General features: G+C 36.0%; 15 protein-coding genes. 3 read left to right on the plus strand and 12 right to left on the minus strand.

Annotated features, from left to right (window positions below; genetic code table 11):
- Positions 1 to 13 precede the first annotated feature (13 nt).
- From JDW14_05800 to JDW14_05810, 3 genes are all read left to right on the plus strand, one after another.
- On the plus strand, positions 14 to 2,503 hold the full coding sequence (locus tag JDW14_05800) for a PBP1A family penicillin-binding protein (protein ID QQD64851.1): 2,490 nt from the start codon (positions 14 to 16) through the stop codon (positions 2,501 to 2,503).
- A 219-nt stretch (positions 2,504 to 2,722) separates the two neighbouring features.
- On the plus strand, positions 2,723 to 2,869 hold the full coding sequence (locus JDW14_05805) for a putative holin-like toxin (GenBank protein ID QQD64852.1): 147 nt from the start codon (positions 2,723 to 2,725) through the stop codon (positions 2,867 to 2,869).
- A gap of 688 nt (positions 2,870 to 3,557) precedes the next feature.
- The gene (locus JDW14_05810; protein ID QQD64853.1) at positions 3,558 to 4,790 is read left to right on the plus strand and encodes an IS30 family transposase; all 1,233 of its coding nucleotides are present in this window, start codon (positions 3,558 to 3,560) and stop codon (positions 4,788 to 4,790) included.
- Positions 4,791 to 5,102: 312 nt separating this feature from the next.
- On the opposite strand, the gene lepB is transcribed toward JDW14_05810, so the two are convergent.
- The 12 genes from lepB to hrcA all read right to left on the minus strand — a co-directional run bounded on the left by lepB (position 5,103) and on the right by hrcA (position 19,432).
- Positions 5,103 to 5,705, minus strand: a complete 603-nt coding sequence (gene lepB, locus JDW14_05815; GenBank protein ID QQD64854.1) for a signal peptidase I — start codon at positions 5,703 to 5,705, stop codon at positions 5,103 to 5,105.
- Positions 5,698 to 7,155 carry a S41 family peptidase gene (locus JDW14_05820; GenBank protein QQD64855.1) on the minus strand — a complete coding sequence of 486 codons (1,458 nt, stop codon included), beginning with the start codon at positions 7,153 to 7,155 and terminating at the stop codon, positions 5,698 to 5,700. The genes lepB and JDW14_05820 overlap by 8 nt, the downstream gene beginning before the upstream one ends.
- Positions 7,156 to 7,167: 12 nt before the next feature.
- Entirely contained in the window at positions 7,168 to 7,884 is a 717-nt protein-coding gene (gene deoD, locus JDW14_05825; protein ID QQD64856.1) for a purine-nucleoside phosphorylase, read from the minus strand.
- 256 nt (positions 7,885 to 8,140) lie between these two features.
- Positions 8,141 to 9,307: a carbamoyl phosphate synthase large subunit gene (locus JDW14_05830; GenBank protein QQD64857.1), complete on the minus strand. Its 1,167-nt coding sequence runs from the start codon at positions 9,305 to 9,307 to the stop codon at positions 8,141 to 8,143.
- 12 nt (positions 9,308 to 9,319) lie between these two features.
- Entirely contained in the window at positions 9,320 to 10,060 is a 741-nt protein-coding gene (locus JDW14_05835) for an esterase family protein (GenBank protein ID QQD64858.1), read from the minus strand.
- Positions 10,061 to 10,083: 23 nt separating this feature from the next.
- On the minus strand, positions 10,084 to 10,905 hold the full coding sequence (locus tag JDW14_05840) for an alpha/beta hydrolase (GenBank protein QQD64859.1): 822 nt from the start codon (positions 10,903 to 10,905) through the stop codon (positions 10,084 to 10,086).
- Positions 10,906 to 11,137: 232 nt separating this feature from the next.
- On the minus strand, positions 11,138 to 11,359 hold the full coding sequence (locus JDW14_05845) for a sterile alpha motif-like domain-containing protein (protein ID QQD64860.1): 222 nt from the start codon (positions 11,357 to 11,359) through the stop codon (positions 11,138 to 11,140).
- Positions 11,360 to 11,620: 261 nt separating this feature from the next.
- Positions 11,621 to 14,119 (minus strand): AAA family ATPase, encoded by a 2,499-nt coding sequence (locus JDW14_05850; protein ID QQD66512.1) that lies wholly within the window; start codon positions 14,117 to 14,119, stop codon positions 11,621 to 11,623.
- A 518-nt stretch (positions 14,120 to 14,637) separates the two neighbouring features.
- Positions 14,638 to 15,789, minus strand: coding sequence for a molecular chaperone DnaJ (gene dnaJ, locus JDW14_05855; GenBank protein ID QQD64861.1), 1,152 nt, complete (start codon positions 15,787 to 15,789; stop codon positions 14,638 to 14,640).
- A gap of 103 nt (positions 15,790 to 15,892) precedes the next feature.
- Complete coding sequence (gene dnaK, locus JDW14_05860) at positions 15,893 to 17,719, minus strand: molecular chaperone DnaK (GenBank protein QQD64862.1); 1,827 nt, start codon at positions 17,717 to 17,719, stop codon at positions 15,893 to 15,895.
- Positions 17,720 to 17,813: 94 nt separating this feature from the next.
- Positions 17,814 to 18,392, minus strand: a complete 579-nt coding sequence (grpE, locus tag JDW14_05865) for a nucleotide exchange factor GrpE (GenBank protein QQD64863.1) — start codon at positions 18,390 to 18,392, stop codon at positions 17,814 to 17,816.
- Between the two features lie 26 nt (positions 18,393 to 18,418).
- A complete protein-coding gene (hrcA, locus tag JDW14_05870; GenBank protein ID QQD64864.1) occupies positions 18,419 to 19,432 on the minus strand; it encodes a heat-inducible transcription repressor HrcA in 1,014 nt (337 codons plus the stop codon).
- Between the last annotated feature and the right edge of the window lie 156 nt (positions 19,433 to 19,588).

The following is a 19,588-nucleotide window of genomic DNA, read 5'->3' on the forward strand; positions in this document are numbered from 1 at the left end:
GATGATTTCTTCCATGGCAACAGGTAGCCGAGTTGAACGAAAAAAATACGAACAAAAATCAGGTCGAAAAAGCAGACCGAAAAAGAAAATGCGTCCAAAACGTCGGAAAAACTGGATTAAACGTTTCTTTATTCTATTAGTCGCTCTCTTCTTCCTTGCAGTAATCGGTGGTGCTAGTTTATTTGGCTATTATGCTATCAATGCACCTAAAATCACTGCCTCCGATTTACAAGGGCAAGTATCATCAAAAATTTATGACCAAGAGGGAACTTTAATTAAGGAACTCGGTGGTCAAAACAGAGATTTGATGAAAAAAGAAGATGTGCCACAAGTATTAAAAGATGCCGTACTTTCAATTGAAGATTCACGTTTTTACACGCATCATGGGATTGACCCAATCCGAATTGTCGGAGCATTGATTTCTAATCTTCGTTCCGGTGCTATTCGTGAAGGTGGTAGTACCATTACACAACAATTAGTCAAATTATCTGTTTTCTCAACTGATTTTACTGACCAAACATTAGAGCGAAAGGCACAAGAAGCATGGCTTTCCTTACAGATTGAGCAACAATACTCAAAAGACGAAATTTTAACTTTGTATTTAAACAAACTATTTTATTCAAACAATGTTTACGGTGCTAAAACAGCGACACGTGTATTTTTCAATAAAGATTTAGCTGATTTAACTTTAGCTGAAGCTGCCTTATTAGCTGGTATTCCACAAGCACCGTCGCTCTATGACCCATATACTTATCCTGAAGCTGCCAAAGAACGTCGTGATTTAGTATTAGAAGTCATGTTCAAACGTGGTTTAATTACACAATCCGAATATCAAACAGCTGTCAATACCACGATTGAATCGACACTTGTTCCATTAGACGATAAAACACTGGCTGAACAAGATTATATGGTTGACGCCTATATTGATGTTGTTGCTAAAGAAGTACAAGAAAAATCAAATATCAATATTTATACCGACGGAGTTGAAGTCTATACCAACTTAAACTTAGATGTTCAACGTCATCTTTATGAAACGGTCAATCAAAATAAAGCTGTTGTCTTCCCTGACAATTCAATGCAGACAGCGGTTTCCATAATTGATGTCACAACCGGTGCACTTCAAGCTATCAGTGGTGGGCGAAAACAAGATGTCGTCATGGGATTAAACCGAGCGAATACACTCAATCGCAGTATCGGCTCTACCATGAAACCATTAGCTGATTACGGTCCTGTTATCGAATATTTGAATTATTCAACTGGACAGTTAGTAGTCGATGAACCGATGACCTACTCTAACGGCTCTGAACTTTATAACTATGACTTTGAATATAAAGGTAAAATGACTTTGCGTGAAGCCCTAGCCGGTTCTCGTAATATCCCAGCATTAAAAATGCTTAAAGAAGTTGGCTTAGATAATGCTTATGCCTTTTTACAAAAATTAGACATTAACATTTTAAACGATAATAAACGTCAGCTTGTTGAAGCCAATGCGATTGGTGGTGAAGTCACGCCTATTCAATTATCGGGTGCTTACGCAGCGATTGCTAATTATGGAACTTATCATAAACCGTACACTGTTAGAAAGGTTATTACTGCAGCAGGAACAGAAGAAGTTTACGAAACAACGAAAACACAAGCGATGAAAGATTCTACTGCTTATATGTTGACGGATATCTTAAAAGGTGTTCCAGGTGTCTTTGCGACAAGTGCAGCCATTGACGGACTGCACCATGCTGGTAAAACTGGTACAACAAATTATACAAATGAACAATTAGCTCAACTTGGCTTAGATAGTAGCACATACGCTGCACCAGACGCTTGGTTTGTTGGTTTTTCACCTCAATATGCCATTGCTACATGGGTCGGCTATGATAATCCTTATGAATCAGGTAATTACTTGACTTTAGAGGAAACTCGTCTACCACAATTGATTTATAAAGAGATGATGACGTATTTGATGCGGAATGTTCCGATAACCGACTGGCAAAAACCAAATTCTGTGACGCAAATCGAAATCGAAAAATATACAGACCCAATTATGTTACCTGGTCCGTTTACACCAGTTGAAGCACGCTCAAAAGAATTATTTGTAGCAAGTAGTACATTACCGACACTTCAATCTTTAGCTTATGGACAATATGTAGATGCACCAACAAGTTTTAGTGCAACTTATAATCAAGAAAAAGAACAAATTGAAGCTAACTGGTCTGGCAACTTACCACAAAATGCTATCTATGAATTGGTGTTAAATGACAAAGTAGTCTACACAGGTACGGATACTCAATTTAATATCCCGACACCACCGACTGCTGGCAATTATACCTTGAGATTACGCATTATATTAGGTAATAGCACTTCTGATACATTGATTTACTCTATTAATTTGGTTGATGAAACAACGACAACAACCGAAAGTAGTGAAACAACTGAAAGTGGCGAAACAACACTCGATCCTGATACTATTGTAGAACCAGCATTGCCAGAGGAAACAACGGCACAGTAATAAAACAAAAGACAACTGAGAAATAACTCTCAGTTGTCTTTTGTTTTATTCGATGAAATGAATGAATCAGTTAGGAGTGCTTACAGTTTATATTTTTCCACAAAAAATTTTTCGCGCAATTAAAACGATTACATTGAAATTCTATGTATCTTTGATATACTAAAGACGTAGAAAAGTGAAGACGGTGGCTACCCCAATCTCAATAAGGAGGTGGTGCTTATGATTGTAAGTACTGAAATTCTTAAAGAAAGGAGTAGCAGTTTGGCTACATTTGAAACAGTACAAATAATCTTGTTGTTTAGCAGTGTTGTTATCAACTTGATTGCTTTGTGCTATCAAATATTTACAGACAAGCATAAAAAATAAGCCGTCCTTAACTTTGGCAGGTTAAACGGCTTATTGTTTAACATAAGTCGGTAGCCACCGTCTGAAGCGGTTCTACACAAGAGTCGAGTTGCTGCTCGGCTCTTTCTATTTATATTATACAGAACATCTTTTTGGTTAGCAACTAAAAAAATCCACTAATTTAAAACGATTACATTGAAATTCTATATATCTTTGATATACTGGATATGTAGAAAAGTGAAGACGGTGGCTACCCCAATCATAAAGGAGGTGGTGCTTATGATTGTAAGTACTGAAATCCGGAAGAAAGGAGTAGCATAGGTTGGCTCCTTTTGAAGTCGTACAAACAATCTTATTGTTTAGCAATTTCGCTATCAGTTTGATTGCTTTGTGCTATCAAATCTTCAATGACAACCACAAAAAATAAGCCGTTCTTAACTTTGGCGTTAAACGGCTTATAATTCCTTATAAGTAGTAGCCACCGTCTGAAGCGGTTCTACACAAGAGTCGAGTTCCAGCTCGGCTCTTTCTATTTCTATTATACAGAACATTTCTTCTATTATCAACAAAGAAAATCCTATCTCTTAATAATCAGTAAATTCCTAAAGTAAGTTCCACAGTGGAAAGACGATGTGGACGTTACCTTGGGAAGTGTTTTTTAGTAGAATTTAACTTGGGAATAAGATGAGTATTAGCCCAGAAAAATATTATGAAAAACAATGAATTAAATCATCAACCAAAAAAATATAAACATCTTACTGAAGATCAACGTCTCTTAATTCAAAATGGTCTTGACTTAGGAATGACTTTTAAACAAATCGCTAAAAGAATTAAGAAAGATCCCACAACTATTTCTAAAGAAGTTAAAAAGCATCTTCTCGTTAAAGAATCCGATGTTCAACATTTCGATAAACAGGGTGTCCCTACGAAAATAACCTGCCCCTACTTACTAAAAGCGCCATTTGTCTGTAACGCATGCCCTAAAAAGTCGCGTCAGTGTGGCTTTGATAAACATTTCTATTATGCTAAACGAGCTCAAAACGAATACTTAGAATTACTTTCTGAATCGAGAGAAAATGTTGCTCTTAATAAAGAATCCTTTTATGAAATGGATCACATCATTTCAAATGGCATCCATAATGGTCAACATCTCTATCACATTATCCAAACACATGACCTACCCATTTCAAAATCTACCGTCTATCGTCATCTCAAAAAAGGATTACTTACCGTTTCGGCAGTGAAATTTCCACGAGTCGTTAAATTTAAACGCCGTAAAGCCAAACCGATTTTAGATCCTATTAATCCAAAATCAAGAGAAAATCGTACCTATCTTGATTTTAAAAATCATCTCAATGAACATCATTATGATAGCTGGCTTGAAATGGATACTGTTTTAGGAAAAGTCGGTGGAAAGATCATCGTCACATTTTTACATTCAGCCTCCAATTTTATGTTCGCTATTCTTGTTGATAATAAAACTGCCCTATCGGTGACATATGGAGTTGAGGCATTAAAGCGTCGTTTGTTAGACAGTGGTTTTCTGTTTAGTACCTATTTCCCAACCATTTTAACGGATAATGGTGGCGAGTTTGCACTGGTAGACAGACTCGAACAGGATTGTAGTGGTGACACTAAATCCTCTTTATTCTTTTGTGACCCTAGACGTTCTGATCAAAAGGCTAGGATTGAAAAAAATCATACTTTATTTCGAGATATTGCACCAAAATCAACATCATTTGATCACTGGACTCAAGAAAAGTTAAATTGTATCTTCTCTCATATCAATTCCGTTAAACGAGAAAAATTTAATGGTAAATCTGCCTATGATATGTTTACCTTTATTTTTGATGAAACATTAACTAATGCTCTTGGGATTTCACGTGTTCCCTCTGAAGAGGTTGTACAATCCATTGCTTTACTTAAGCAAATAGGGTTATAATCTAAATATAAAAAGAAACCTGTTTCCCTTACAAAACAGGCATATCTATTACTGATAAAAACAAGGAGATATGAGGCTACATACTCAATCTTTTTTCCCAACCTAAGTTCCGTTACAGTGGATGTTACCATGAGAAATTGGCAATTTAGGTTATTTAGCATGCCTAATGATACTTTTTCTCGTTAAAACATTTCCTTGATTTTATCCATTTCTACTTGCATTCTAGCACTTTTTTTAGACTTTTCCCACCTTAAATTCCGTTATTTATAGCCTTTTTTCCTGAAGTAACGTCAGCCTTTCCAACTGTGGAACTTACTTTAGGAATTTACGTCTCTTAATAATCTGCGTAGCATCATGATTCAACTGATAGCGTTCAACGCTACCGAACGCTTTAATCGGAAAATAAGTCCACTCTGCAATCCCTTGAATCGAGTCAATCGGAACTAACCCAAATTGACGGCTATCCCCTGATTGTGGTCGATTATCTCCCATGACAAAATAATACCCTTCCGGAATCGTTATACTGCCGATTGTATCCCATAATGAAAAATCTTCTGTAAAAACTCCGTCAGTTTGCGACTTCAAAGGCTCCAAATACGGCTCTTCTAACGCAATCCCATTTAAAATCAATTGGTCATTTTTCACTTCGATCGTATCACCAGGTAAACCAATTAATCGTTTCACATAGTGATTGGTCGTTAAGCCAGTCGGATCCGGAAAGGTTATAATATCAAAACGCTGTTCTTTTATTACTTTATTTAGCACCATTTGATTTCCGCTAGCTAAAGTCAAATCCATGGAATGTCCTTCAACTTGAAATGGTTGCACAACATATTCTTTTAAACCCATGAAGATGACAATGGCTAGTGTTACTGAAAAAAGTAAATGGATAAACTCTTTAATAATTCTATTCATTTTTTCCTAGTGCTTTCTCGACAGTTTCTACTGCCTTATCGTACTGCACATCATGTGTTTGTAAATATTCACGTGAAGCTGTATTCAAAGCAGTTGCTGTATCGCCTGTAATCAGACCGTCCACTTTTAACTCATGGTCAGCTTGAAAGGCTTCAACAGCTGCTTTTACTGATTCATCATAAATATAATCAGATTCGATTTCATATCCAAATGCACGCAACATGACAATCGCTGATTTAACATAATCATTTGAATCGCCCTCTTTCAGCGTTTCTTTATAATTTAACAAAATCGCTTCAGATAATGGTTCAGCTGCTACTTCAATATCCGGATTAATTCCTGTTTTATGAATCCAAGCACCAGTTGGCGTCAACCATTTCGCAACGGTTAATTTTAACTCCCCTAATTCCGTTTTACTTGTAATATTTTGGGCAGTCCCTTTACCAAATGTTTTCGTTCCGATTAATGGGTAGTCAGTATTTTCACCGATTGCTGCTGCTAAAATTTCACTGGCACTGGCACTACCACCATTAATTAGCACAGCATAAGGCTCTGTAATTTTAAATTTACCATACAAAACAGTATTCGCAATAATTGGAACTGGGTCAGCATGTGGTTCTTGCATTTGCAACACATTTTGTCCGTCTTTTAAGAACATATTTCCCATTTTTATCGCTTGGTCTAATAATCCACCTGGGTTATTACGCAAGTCAATAATAAATGCTTTAGCCCCCTCTTTACGCAATGCTGTTACAGCGTCTTCTAATTCTTTAGCCGTAGTCGTGCCAAATTGCGCAATTTTAATATGTCCAATCTCTTTATTATTCTTATCCATTTCACCGGTAACTGAATTAACTGGAATTTCTGCACGTTCAACCGTTACATCAAAGGTAGTCGAACCACGTTGAATTTTTAAGTCAACTTTTGTTCCGACTTCACCACGAATTAATTTGACGATTTCAGATGTATTTTTATCTAATAATTTCTCGCCACCAGCCTCTAAAATAATATCATTCGGTTGCAAACCGGCTCGTTCAGCCGGTGTATCAGCAATCGCACTAATAATCACCACTTGACCATTCTGCTGCGTAAATTGCACCCCAATACCAGAAAATGACCCCTCAATCGATTCGTCAAAAGCATCTGCTTTTTCAGCGTCTAAATATTCAGAATAAGGGTCGCCTAATGATGACACCATTCCCTCTAATGCACCTTGCAGTAAACGTTCTTTATCAATATCTTCAATGTAATTATCGATAATCGAATTATAGACATCAACAATTTTTTTAATATCCTTATCTTCTAATGGCGATTCAACGACAGGCTCCGTATTTTGTTGAGTCGTCTGTTCTGTTTCCGTAGTCGTTTCTTGTGCAAACAATGACGGTGCATAAGACAATACCACTGCTGAACATAGCAAGGTACCAAAAATACGTTTCATATCTTTCATGTTATCCCCTTCTTATTTCTGTAATTGAACAGCAGTTTCTAATGCAATTTCCATCATTTGTGTAAAGGTTTGTTCACGTTCTTGTGCTGTTGTTTCTTCTCCTGTTAATAAATGGTCACTAATCGTACACATTGCTAAGGCACGACGATTATGTTTAGCTGCAACCGCATAGATACCAGCAGCTTCCATTTCAACGGCTAACACACCGTAGCGAGCTAATTTTGCTTTGTCCATTTCTTCATTGTAAAAACGATCGCTCGATAAAATATTACCTACATGAATCCCTTCAATATTAACTTCTTTAGCAATATGATACGCCGTATCTAATACATCAAATGACGCAATCGCTGAATAATGTACTTGACCGTCAAAAATATGATGTAATGCACTTGAATCAGTTGTAGCACCCATACCAAAGACAATATCACGCACTTTTACTTCTTCTTTCATACCACCAGCTGAACCGATACGAATAATCGTGTCGACATCAAATTCCTGATACAATTCTTCAGCATAAATCATAGCGGACGGCATTCCCATACCTGAACCTTGAACTGAAATACGAACGCCTTTATACGTTCCAGTAAAACCAAACATATTACGAACTGTATTATATTGAACCACATCTTCTAAAAATGTTTCAGCAATAAATTTTGCACGCAATGGGTCTCCTGGAAATAAAACAACTTTCGCAATATCACCTTTATTTGCATTAATATGTACACTCATGTTAAAACTCCTTATTATTATTCATCTATAAATAAGATTTTTAGCCACTTCTTTTCCGCATAAAAAAATCTCATTATGATTATCATACCACAGTAAGTAGCAAAAAGTCATTAAACTAATAACAAGCCTATATGACGATACCGTTACAAATTTTTTCAGCTGCGACTAATTCTTTTTTAACTAAAAAATGCTGACTGAACTCCCCAAAATACCAACAAGTAGCAGCATTCCGTTAACAGTCAACATTTAATTTTATCTAATTCACTCGCTCAGTAAAGTCATGAATAATCGACGTTAATTCATCGTCTGTACATCCTTTGACCATGAATGTCCAATGCCCTTGTAAACTTGAAAAGGCTTCTGGATTATCGTATCGAGCTACAATATATTGCCCAAAACGCTCATATAAAGTAGCTTCATCATAACGATAATGTACACCTGCACGACGTGTAATCGCTGCAGTCGCTACCTTATCTTCTTTTTGAGTCACCGTTTCCCCAGCAACCAATCCAGCATAGTCAGCATATAAATTAGTATCATACGCTAAACTGTATAAATCCATTGAAAATGAACCAGGTGGGCGATTATTATACTCAATGGTAATATATTCTTGCTCACCTGTACAGAAAAATTCAATATGGAAAAATCGTTCTTTCATACCAATCTCTTTAATAATCTTTTGCGAAATTTTTCTTAATACAGGGTCAATCTCTTTCGTTACATAGTAAGAAATATCTACCGTTTGCGATAATAATTCAATTGGTGTGTAGGTATATTCAAAACCTGTTTCAAATACAATATTGCCCTCTTTATCCAATAGACCGTCATATGTCACAATCGGAGCATCATCGACAAATTCTTCAAAGAAATAATCTGTATGTCCGTCCCAGTTTTGTTTAAATATTTCAACATCTTCTGCTGTTTTTAAGGCATAAGTAGCAGCAGCCCCCACTCCAATATCAGGCTTAGCGATTAATGGCAAGCCTAATTGTTTCACCACTCGCTCAACATCTTCGCTATTTGATACTACTTCACCGGATACAACTGGTGCACCAGCTGCGATAAATTTCTTCTTCATTTCTGATTTACGTTTAGTAAAATTCAATTCAGACGGCTTCACGCCTGGTACATTGAACTGCTCACGTAATTCAGCATCCATATTTAACCAATACTCATTTTGTGATTCAATGCGTTCAATCGGCCCATGCTTATAAAAAAGAAAAGCAACTGCACGTTTCACTTCATCAATATCTTCTAAATTATTAACACGGAAATACTCTGTTAATGCTCCTTGCAATTCACTACCCAACTGGTCATAAGGTTCTTGACCAATTCCTAATACATTGATACCTTTGTTTTTTAACTCAATTGAAAATTTTTGAAAATTATACGGATAATAAGGTGAAATCACAATATAGTTCATACAACTTTCCTCCTAACCAAATAAATGTCCCATATAATACGGCATTTGCTCACGCCACCAAACCCAATCATGTGCAACATCATGCCCCCATTCATCGAACCAAGCTGGAATATTTTTTTGTTCAAATGCTTGTTTCAACGAATAAAATGACGGCAATCCGTCCTGCTCCCATGCTCCTAGACCAGTACACACAATAATATCACCATTACGATAATGATTGATAAACCACTCATCATGTTGATTCCAAATGTAGTCGCTCGGTGAGTTTTGATAAACAAGTGGGTCATTACCATAATCACCTGTAAAGAAACTAGCATTATACACACCAGATAATGCTACAACCTTTTGAAACACATCGGGGTGCTGTAAATAAAAATTAAGTGCATGGTATGCTCCCATACTACAACCAGTTGTCATCATCGGGTCAAACCACCCTGTACGATGTTTAATAAAAGGAATTGCCTCTTCGATAACATAACGTTCATAATCAACATGGCGACGTGCCATATCATGTGCCGACTTTCCTTTTGCTTCCCATGTTTCAGCATCAGCACTTGAAAGGGTAAAAAATTGTACTCTCCCTGCTTCAATCCAATATCGACACGCTTCAATCATACCGAAGTCTGCATATTCAAAATGCGATCCACCCGATGACGGGAAAACAACAATCGGCATTCCAGAATGCCCATAACGATTCAATGACATCTCACGACCAAGATGTCCACTATAATGACTTAAAAATTCTACTTGCATCAGTACCTCCTGTTATTTGTTATTTACCATTTTTCACTTAATAAGCGAAAACAATTTAACATTTCATTTGCCCATGCTTCTTCCGTATGAAACGCATCGGCAACAATGCGTAATTGCAGATGCTCTAATGGAATGCCCGCTTTAATTAATTGTTGATAATACAATACCGAAGTATCTATGTATGCCTGCTTAATATTGCCTGCCATTAAGGTCGAATCTGTCTCATCGCCCTCTTGTGTTCCGACATAGATAAACACTCGTTGGTCAGGATTAAGTGGTTTTCGTTCGATTAAACGATTAAACGATTGCTGATTCAAAAAATTAGCCGATGAAAAAACACCTAAACCACCGATACTATCTTGATATTGAATCCCACAAAATTGAGTAATATTCCCCCCAAGAGAACTACCTACCATTGCCGTATGTGCTTTATCCGATTTCGTACGATAGTTAGCGTCAATAAAAGGTTTGACGACATTCATGACAAATTCTGCATATTCGACACCTTTACCACCAATACGGCTTTGTAAAATGCCCATTCCCTCAAACCACCAAGGAGCATATTCATTCATACGATTCTCATCGTCATTATCAATCGCAACGATAATCATCTTAGGTAAATCAGGATTTTTTTTAATTGTATGCACGACTTTCCAAGAATATCCACTAAAGGATTCTCTACTATGAAAGACATTTTGTCCATCATGAAAATAAACGACTGGATATGATACCTCTTCATTATGATAATCTTTCGGTAAAAGAATACGAACTCGCCGTTCTTTGTTCAGATACGGAACTAATAAATGATGTGTTTTCATTTCTAAATAATAATAGTTCTTATTCATTTTTCATCTCCCTCTCATTTTTTGTTATTCTAACATGTTTCGATACTTTTTGGAAAGCCTTTTATTAAAAATATTCTGCATTAGTAAAACATCGTTCGAATTTTTGACAATATAATGTAGATAAACTAACATTGTGCGAACTTAAAATCATTGGATAACCGTACAAACTTAGCTAAGACTGTCAAAACAAAAAGCGAGAACTCACTTATTCTCGCCTTGAACATTATTCAACTTAATCCATATCCCATTGATATTTCGACCAAGCCTCATCAAAAATACTCACTAATTTCGTATAATGACTGCTTGACTCTAAATAATCGGATATTTTGTCAAAATCAGTTGTATGTTTTGGAAACGCATGGTCTTGATGAATCGCATTCGCTAACCGGCTCATCGGATCATTTGCATCATAATCTGTAAATTTCTGTATATATTGATAAAATGTTAACCCCATAGTTCACCTTTCACTTAAACTGTTACCTATTGACTTGAACAGCTTATAACTTTTTACGTCCTAATAAATTTATCAACAAAACCGAACATGTAATCTTGTTTCAGATTATTATAGCATCTCCACTTATATAGGAAAAGCAGAAATCAAACTGAAACTCGGATTATATTACCGAATTCCAGTCTAGTTTTAATACTTTATTTCGTGGAATCACTTTATCATACAAAAACAAAATCACTTAATATATTTTGAAAACCATTTGTATTAATTCTCTGTTGCATTTTTAATATCTTCATTTGTGATGATATCAAAACTATCCTCATTTTGTTGAATTAGACGAGCTGATTGTATTCTTAATAACTTTTCATTAAAGTTGCGAATCCAGCGACCATTGCTACGATCAACTGTAGAATCATATGCAGCTTTTACGCTAGCTGCATAAAATTCTGTATCAATTTGATACTCTGTCAATCCTAGTAAACCGATTTGTACAATTTCTTCATGTGTATAATCTTCAAAATCAAAAGTAGTTGGAATCCGGCTTGTTAGTCCAGAGTTAATTTGTAAAAACTCTGTCATTTCTTTTGTATAACCGGCAAAAATAATTACGATATCTCGGCGGTGATCTTCCATGAATTTCAGAATTTCGTCGATTGCTTCTTTTCCAAAATCATTTCCGCTATTACTATTTAAAGTATAAGCCTCATCAATGAATAACACGCCACCTAAAGCTGATTCTAAGACTTCTCGTGTTTTGATAGCTGTTTGTCCAATATATCCAGCAACAAAATCACTTCGTGATGCTTCAATAAACTTATTCGTTGCAATAATGCCTTTTTGATAAAGAACCTTACCAATTATTCGAGCAACAGTCGTTTTTCCTGTTCCAGGATTCCCTAAGAATAAAGAATGCAGTGTGAAGTCTTCTACTTTCATTCCCAATTCTTCTTTTTTCCGATTAGCTTCTACTTGGTAGATAAATTCTTGCACTTGACGCTTAACTTTTTGAATACCAATCAAGGTATTTAGTTGTTCAAATGCATCTTCTGAATGAGCTATATTTTCGGGGTGATTCTTAGAAATAACTACGTCAATATCTAAATTAAGAATCGTTTCGACATCGTCACTATTTGTCTTCACAATACGATTTAACTGTTCTTTTATTAATGATTCATTAAAGTTTCGAATCCAGCGGCCATTAGAGCGATCTAAAGATTGATTGTAAGCCTTAGTTACTTTTTTAGCATAATATGAATTGTCTTCTAAGATAAATTGATCTTTCTCTAGTAAGAGTTCTCCTAATTGAATAATTTCTTCTGCAGTGTAGTCTTCAAATACAAATCGATTAGGTACGCGAGAAACTAATCCGGGATTTGTCTTTAAGAATTGATCCATTTCTTTTGTGTATCCCGCAAATATAACCATAATTTCATCACGATAATCTTCCATATATTTCATAATGGTATCAATTGCCTCTTGGCCAAAGTTAACAGAACTTTCTTTTTTATTTAGAGTATACGCTTCATCGATAAAAAGAATGCCACCTCGAGCCTGCTCTAAAAATTCTTTAGTTTGAATCGCTGTTTCACCAATGTGATTAGAAATAAGATCTGCTTCCGTAACTTCTATAAACTTAAATTCTTCTCCCGATAGAACACCATATTGAAACAAAACTTTTCCTAATAATCGTGCAACTGTTGTTTTTCCTGTTCCCGGATTACCGACAAAAACAGCATTTAAATTTTGTTGAAGTGATTTTAATCCTTTTTCAATACGTTTACGATTGGCAGCTACTTGATTGACCATGACTTCAATCGATTGTTTTACTTGATGTAAACCAACTAGATTAGATAATTCTTCCATGGCATCTATTTCTTCGGACTTTTCTACTTCAGTAACAGATGTGGCAGCACTAGAGTTTTTATTCACAACTCCTGTATGAAAATGGCTAGTGTCAGATTTTTCAATCACTATGTCTTCCACATTCCCACCAGGGAACTGTAAGGAATGAACATAGGCGATAGACTGTTCTTCTATGCGAATATTAGGATTACACACTCGATTAATTTCCAACTGATTCGCAATTAATGATGTGTCTTCCGATAATAATAAGTCAATTGTTTCATCCCATTTTCCTTTAATAACAATGCCTTCTTGGCTAATGATATGAGAGTTTTCATATGCAAAAATACCATATTCAACAGTTGTCCCGTTTAAATACGCAACTGTATCTTTCAGCTTAAATGAGTAAAATATGTCATTTGAACTTTGTAGAACAGACTTATTGATAACACATACAGCAGCATCATAATTTTCCTGTTTAATAATACAGTTTTCCGTTGTGAAAGTAGAATTATCAATAATAACAGCAGGCCAATTTTTTTCATTCGGAGTGGTACTTATAATTGTAGAATTTCGAATCGCAATCTCAGAATTATTTTCTACATTTATTACATTGTTTTTATGGGTAGAAATATTACAATTATCTATTTCAGCTTTAGAATGTTCGATAAAAATTGCACACCACAGATTTCGAGAATCAGAAACATTAAGTACAGATTCATTAACTACATTGATTACTTCACCTCTTTCTGAATATTTCACTTCAAAATCATTTAAATTCAAAGTAGATTTTTCACTATAGAAAATTACAAACTTCGAATAATCTTTTCTATCATTTTGTATTACCACTGTGCAGAGATTTAAGACAGATTCTTCATAAACTTTGAATATCTCTCGATCCCCACTAGGATAAAACCACATATTTTGAAAAGTCACATTAGCACCATTTTTGATAACAAAATGTCCTCTTAGAGTATTTGTAAATGTTCTGCCACCATTTTCATTCGTAGTATATTCTCCTACAAAAGTCAAACTTTTATCAATGATAAATGTATTTTCTTCAGTGATAGTATAGCTATAACCATTATCAAATTCTAGAATATCACCGTCATTGGCTGCTAAATATGCCTCATTAAAATCCCAAGTTTCGTCGCTTGAGCCAATTTTGTATCTTGCCATATATCTTCTGTCATCTCCTTATTATTAAATCCGTATAACTTTCCTATTATTCCTAAATCTAATTATAGACTAATATCCAATGCTCAAAATCTTAACTCAAATTATCAATGGCAATGTTTTAAGTTTTCTATATTGATTACTGCTTCAATTATATTCAACTATTATTTATTTTACAATAATGTATTAGTTGAAGAATTTAAGGTAAACAAAAAGCCTTAACAAGTAATTCTTGTTAAAGCTCTCTATTCTTGCTCGTACTATTATTTTCCGTCAAACATATCTTTCATTTTATCGAAAAAGCCACCCTCGTGTCCTTTAACAGATTCGCCACTTTCTTTGGCTAATTCTTTAAATAAGGTCCGTTCTTTTTCTGATAATTTAGTCGGTGTCACTACTTTTACCGTCACGTGTTGGTCACCATGTCCAACACCACGCAAACTTGGAGCACCCTTGCCACGTAATCGGAAAGTCGTATCCGTTTGTGTACCAGCAGGTACTTTTAACTTCACATTACCATGTACCGTTGGCACTTTAATTTCATCGCCTAAAGCTGCTTGTGCAAAACTAATCGGCAATTCATAGAAAATCTCTGTTCCTTGACGCTTAAACTTATCGCTCGGTTGCACTCTAAAGATGACATATAAATCACCATAAGGACCACCATTTTTACCAGCTTCACCTTGTCCAGATAAACGCATTTGTTGATCATCTTCGACACCAGCAGGCACATTAATTTTAACAGAATGCTCTTGATTTTCAGTACCATGACCATGACAAGTTGTACATTTTTCTTTAATTTCTTTACCTGTACCTTGACATACATCACATACAGATTGTGTCATGACACGACCAAATGGTGTATTACGCTCTACTTGCACTGCACCTGTTCCGTGACAGCGTGAGCATTTCACTGGCTCAGTGCCTTCTTTTGCACCTGACCCATGACAAGTATGACATTCTTCCTGACGTTTATAAGTAATCGTCGCTTCCTTACCAAAAATTGCCTCTTCAAAGGTTAATGTCACACGATATTGTAAATCATTTCCGCGTTGTGGTGCATTTGGACGGCGACTTGCGCCACCACCGCCACCAAAGAATGATTCAAAAATATCTTCAAAGCCACCGAAACCTCCAGCACCACCAAAGCCGCCACCGAAACCTCCGAAACCACCAGCACCAAAGTTTGGATCATTGGCTGCATGACCATACTGGTCGTAGGCTGCACGTTTTTGGCTATCACTTAGCATCTCGTATGCTTCGCTAATTTCTTTAAATTTATCATCAGCACCTGGTTCTTTATTAATGTCCGGATGATATTTTTTTGAAAGTTGACGGTATGCTTTTTTTATTTCAGCATCAGATGCATCACGAGAGACACCTAATACTTCATAATAATCTCGTTTACTAGCCATTTTCACCCTCCTTGCTTCACAAATTTTGACTATGAACGATTGATAGGAGCCGGAATTTCTTTCAGCTCCCTCATTATCGTATTAATGCTTGTTGAATGCCTGATTAGTCTACCTCTTCAAAATCTGCGTCAACAACACCGTCATTATTTGCTGAAGCATTGTCAGTAGCATCAGCACCTTGTGCTGCTTGTTGAGCTGCAGCTGCTTGTTCGTATAATTTAACGGTTAAGTTTTGAACAACTTCATTTAAAGCATCACGTTTAGATTTCATTGCTTCTAAATCATTCGCTTCTACTGCTGCTTTTAATTCATCACGAGCAGCTTCTGCTTGTTTCACTTCGTCTTCAGAAACTTTTCCTTCTAATTCTTTCAATGTTTTGTCAGTAGCGAAAATTAATTGGTCTACTTCATTGCGTAAATCAGCTTCTTCACGACGTGCTTTATCCGCTTCAGCATTTGCTTCTGCATCTTTTACCATACGTTCAATTTCTTCATCTGTTAAACCAGAAGATGATTTAATTGTAATAGTTTGTTCTTTTTGAGTACCTAAATCTTTGGCACTAACGTTTACGATACCATTTTTGTCAATATCGAATGTTACTTCGATTTGAGGAACACCACGTGGTGCTGGTGGAATATCAGTTAATTGGAAACGTCCTAATGTTTTGTTGTCTGCTGCCATTTGACGCTCACCTTGTAATACATGCACATCTACTGCTGGTTGGTTATCAGCTGCCGTAGAGAATACTTGTGATTTAGATGTAGGTATTGTTGTATTACGGTCGATTAATTTAGTAAATACGCCACCCATTGTTTCGATACCTAATGACAATGGTGTTACGTCTAATAACACGATGTCTTTTACATCACCAGAGATAACTCCACCTTGGATTGCTGCACCCATAGCTACTACTTCGTCAGGGTTTACTGATTTGTTTGGTTCTTTACCAGTTTCTTTACGAACTGCTTCTACTACTGCAGGAATACGTGTAGAACCACCTACTAAGATAACTTCATCAATATCTTTTTGTGTTAAACCAGCATCTTTTAATGCTTGACGAACAGGTTGTTTCGTACGCTCAACTAAATCATGTGTTAATTCATCGAATTTAGCACGAGTTAAAGTTAATTCCATGTGTAATGGGCCTTCAGCTGATGCAGTGATGAATGGTAAGCTAATTTGAGTTGTTGTTACACCTGATAAATCTTTTTTCGCTTTTTCAGCTGCATCTTTCAAACGTTGTAATGCCATTTTATCTTTTGATAAATCAACACCATGTTCTTTTTTGAATTCAGCTACTAAGAAATCAATAATTTTTTGGTCGAAGTCATCCCCACCTAAATGGTTATCACCCGCTGTTGATAATACATCGAATACACCGTCACCTAATTCTAAGATTGAAACGTCAAATGTACCCCCACCTAAGTCGAATACTAATACTTTTTCTTCTGCATCTGTTTTATCTAAACCATACGCTAATGCAGCTGCAGTTGGTTCGTTTACGATACGTTCAACTTCCAAACCAGCGATACGACCAGCATCTTTAGTTGCTTGACGTTGTGCATCGTTGAAGTAAGCTGGTACTGTAATAACTGCTTTTTCTACTTTTTCACCTAAATAATCTTCAGCAAAACCTTTTAAGTATTGTAAAATCATTGCAGAAATCTCTTGTGGTGTATACTCTTTGTCACCCATTTTTTCTTTGTGTGACTCACCCATATAACGTTTAATTGAGCTAATTGTATTTGGGTTTGTTACAGCTTGACGTTTCGCAACTTCCCCTACTTGAATTTCGTCATTTTTGAATGCAACCACTGACGGTGTTGTACGATTACCCTCTGGGTTTGGAATAATTTTTGCTTCGCCACCTTCTAATACGGCAACTGCTGAGTTTGTAGTTCCTAAGTCAATACCAATAATTTTAGCCATAATAATTTATCTCCTTTAGTCTTTTATTCTTATATTTTAATTCGCTCGAGTTAACTTGACGTTCATTTCATACCGCCCATTGTCGCACTATGTTTTACTCTGCGACGATGACCATTGCTGGTCTTAGCACTCGTTCGTGTAATTGATAACCTTTTTGTAATACCGTTAAGACGGTTTCGCTTGCTTGCCCTTCAGCAGCCGGCATTACACTAACTGCTTGGTGGAAATTCGGATTGAATGCCTCTCCAATTGGATCAATGACAACAATTTGTTCACGTTCAAACGTTGATTTCAACTGAGTCATCACCATTTCAACACCTTTTTTCAATGCTGCTGCATCTTCAGATACTGTTTCAGTTTGTAAAGCACGTTCAAGATTATCAACTACGTCTAACAATTCGCTAGCAAGTTTTTGTGAGCGGAACTTTGCTGCATCTTGACGCTCCTTAGCATTAATCCGTTGCATATTCGCAATTTCAGCTTGAAGTCGTAAAACACGTTCTTCTAATGCTTCTTTCTCAGCTTCTAATACTGCGATTGGATCAACTTCTACTTCATCTTGAGTACTATCTTCTGCCTCAATATCTGTCACTTCTTCAGTAGCAGTCGGCTCTGTTTGCACTTCCTCTACTGGTTCTTTTTGAACATTTGTGTCCTTTGTTTCTTCAGTCAACACAACCCCTCCTTCATCATAATTTGCTAATATCTTGATAATTCTACTAATAATTGATTCATATGCTGAATCACTACTGGATACGGCATCGTTGCTGGACCAATCAGTCCAAAACTCACAAGATGACTACCGATTTTTATTTTCGCCGTTATAATACTTAAATTCTTATAATGGTACGGTGCATATTGAAAATCAAAAATCACGTCTAAGCCATTTTTTGTATTGGATAAAAATTTAAACCAATCTTCATTGCCGTCAATTAAATCAAATAAATTTTTCCATGCCTGTATTGGCATTTGCGTATCGATGATGTCAAACAAATGATTTTTACCTACTGCATAATAATCACTGGAATCATAGGTTTCCAATGCTTGTTTAATTAGTGGTGCAAAATTCAACTGCATCGACACTGCTTGTTGCAATTTAAGTGGCAATGTTAACTGCATACGTGGATAAATTTCTGCCAATGTTAAATCACACAACTCATCTTGAATTATTGCTTCAATCTTACGAATGGCTACTTCATCAAGCGACTGTGGTGTCTGAAACAATTGACTTTCTACACGATTGTGATCCGTTATTATCGACGCTACTACTTGCGTATCGCTCACTTTTGATAATTTAAAATCACGCATTCTACGAAATTTTTCATTAGTAACATAAGCAACCGTTGTATAACCTGTTAATTTTGATAAACGCTCAGTCGCATAATTAACCAAATCATGAATATCATAAAATCGTTCTTTCATCATCGGTGCAATTAACGCATGACTCGATTCACGTTCTTCATTAAAGTGTTGAATGAGCTGATTAATATAGAAGCGATACCCTTCAAATGACGGGATTCTACCACTTGAACTATGTGCTTTCATTAAATAGCCCAATTGTTCTAATGCCACCATATCGTTTCGAATCGTTGCAGGACTCACATTTAAAACACTTTTTTGCAATAAGGTTCGTGAGCCAATCGGTTCTTCCGTTTCACCGTATAATTTTACGATTAAATGTAAAATCTGCTCTTGTCTTGGTGTTAAATTCATTTATTTGTTCACCTCACTTATTAGCACTTGAATAACTTGAGTGCTAATATGGTTATATCTTACACCCGATTATCTCACTTGTCAATACTTTAGATAAAAAAATTAGCACTCTTTAAAACAGAGTGCTAACTGAGTGTCTTTCAATTTTATTTCGTA

The organism is Aerococcaceae bacterium zg-252 (assembly GCA_016237705.1).
Taxonomy (GTDB): Bacteria; Bacillota; Bacilli; order Lactobacillales; family Aerococcaceae; genus Globicatella; species Globicatella yangjingiae.

Bases quoted from the DNA above. Each gene is read 5' to 3' on its own strand.
- JDW14_05800 (QQD64851.1), top strand. From the start codon at position 14: ATGGCAACAGGTAGCCGAGTTGAACGAAAAAAATACGAACAAAAATCA.
- JDW14_05840 (QQD64859.1), bottom strand. From the start codon at position 10,905: ATGAATAAGAACTATTATTATTTAGAAATGAAAACACATCATTTATTA.
- lepB (QQD64854.1), bottom strand. From the start codon at position 5,705: ATGAATAGAATTATTAAAGAGTTTATCCATTTACTTTTTTCAGTAACA.
- JDW14_05835 (QQD64858.1), bottom strand. From the start codon at position 10,060: ATGCAAGTAGAATTTTTAAGTCATTATAGTGGACATCTTGGTCGTGAG.
- dnaK (QQD64862.1), bottom strand. From the start codon at position 17,719: ATGGCTAAAATTATTGGTATTGACTTAGGAACTACAAACTCAGCAGTT.
- JDW14_05830 (QQD64857.1), bottom strand. From the start codon at position 9,307: ATGAACTATATTGTGATTTCACCTTATTATCCGTATAATTTTCAAAAA.
- JDW14_05810 (QQD64853.1), top strand. From the start codon at position 3,558: ATGAAAAACAATGAATTAAATCATCAACCAAAAAAATATAAACATCTT.
- JDW14_05820 (QQD64855.1), bottom strand. From the start codon at position 7,155: ATGAAAGATATGAAACGTATTTTTGGTACCTTGCTATGTTCAGCAGTG.
- dnaJ (QQD64861.1), bottom strand. From the start codon at position 15,789: ATGGCTAGTAAACGAGATTATTATGAAGTATTAGGTGTCTCTCGTGAT.
- deoD (QQD64856.1), bottom strand. From the start codon at position 7,884: ATGAGTGTACATATTAATGCAAATAAAGGTGATATTGCGAAAGTTGTT.
- JDW14_05845 (QQD64860.1), bottom strand. From the start codon at position 11,359: ATGGGGTTAACATTTTATCAATATATACAGAAATTTACAGATTATGAT.
- JDW14_05850 (QQD66512.1), bottom strand. From the start codon at position 14,119: ATGTGGTTTTATCCTAGTGGGGATCGAGAGATATTCAAAGTTTATGAA.
- JDW14_05805 (QQD64852.1), top strand. From the start codon at position 2,723: ATGATTGTAAGTACTGAAATTCTTAAAGAAAGGAGTAGCAGTTTGGCT.
- hrcA (QQD64864.1), bottom strand. From the start codon at position 19,432: ATGAATTTAACACCAAGACAAGAGCAGATTTTACATTTAATCGTAAAA.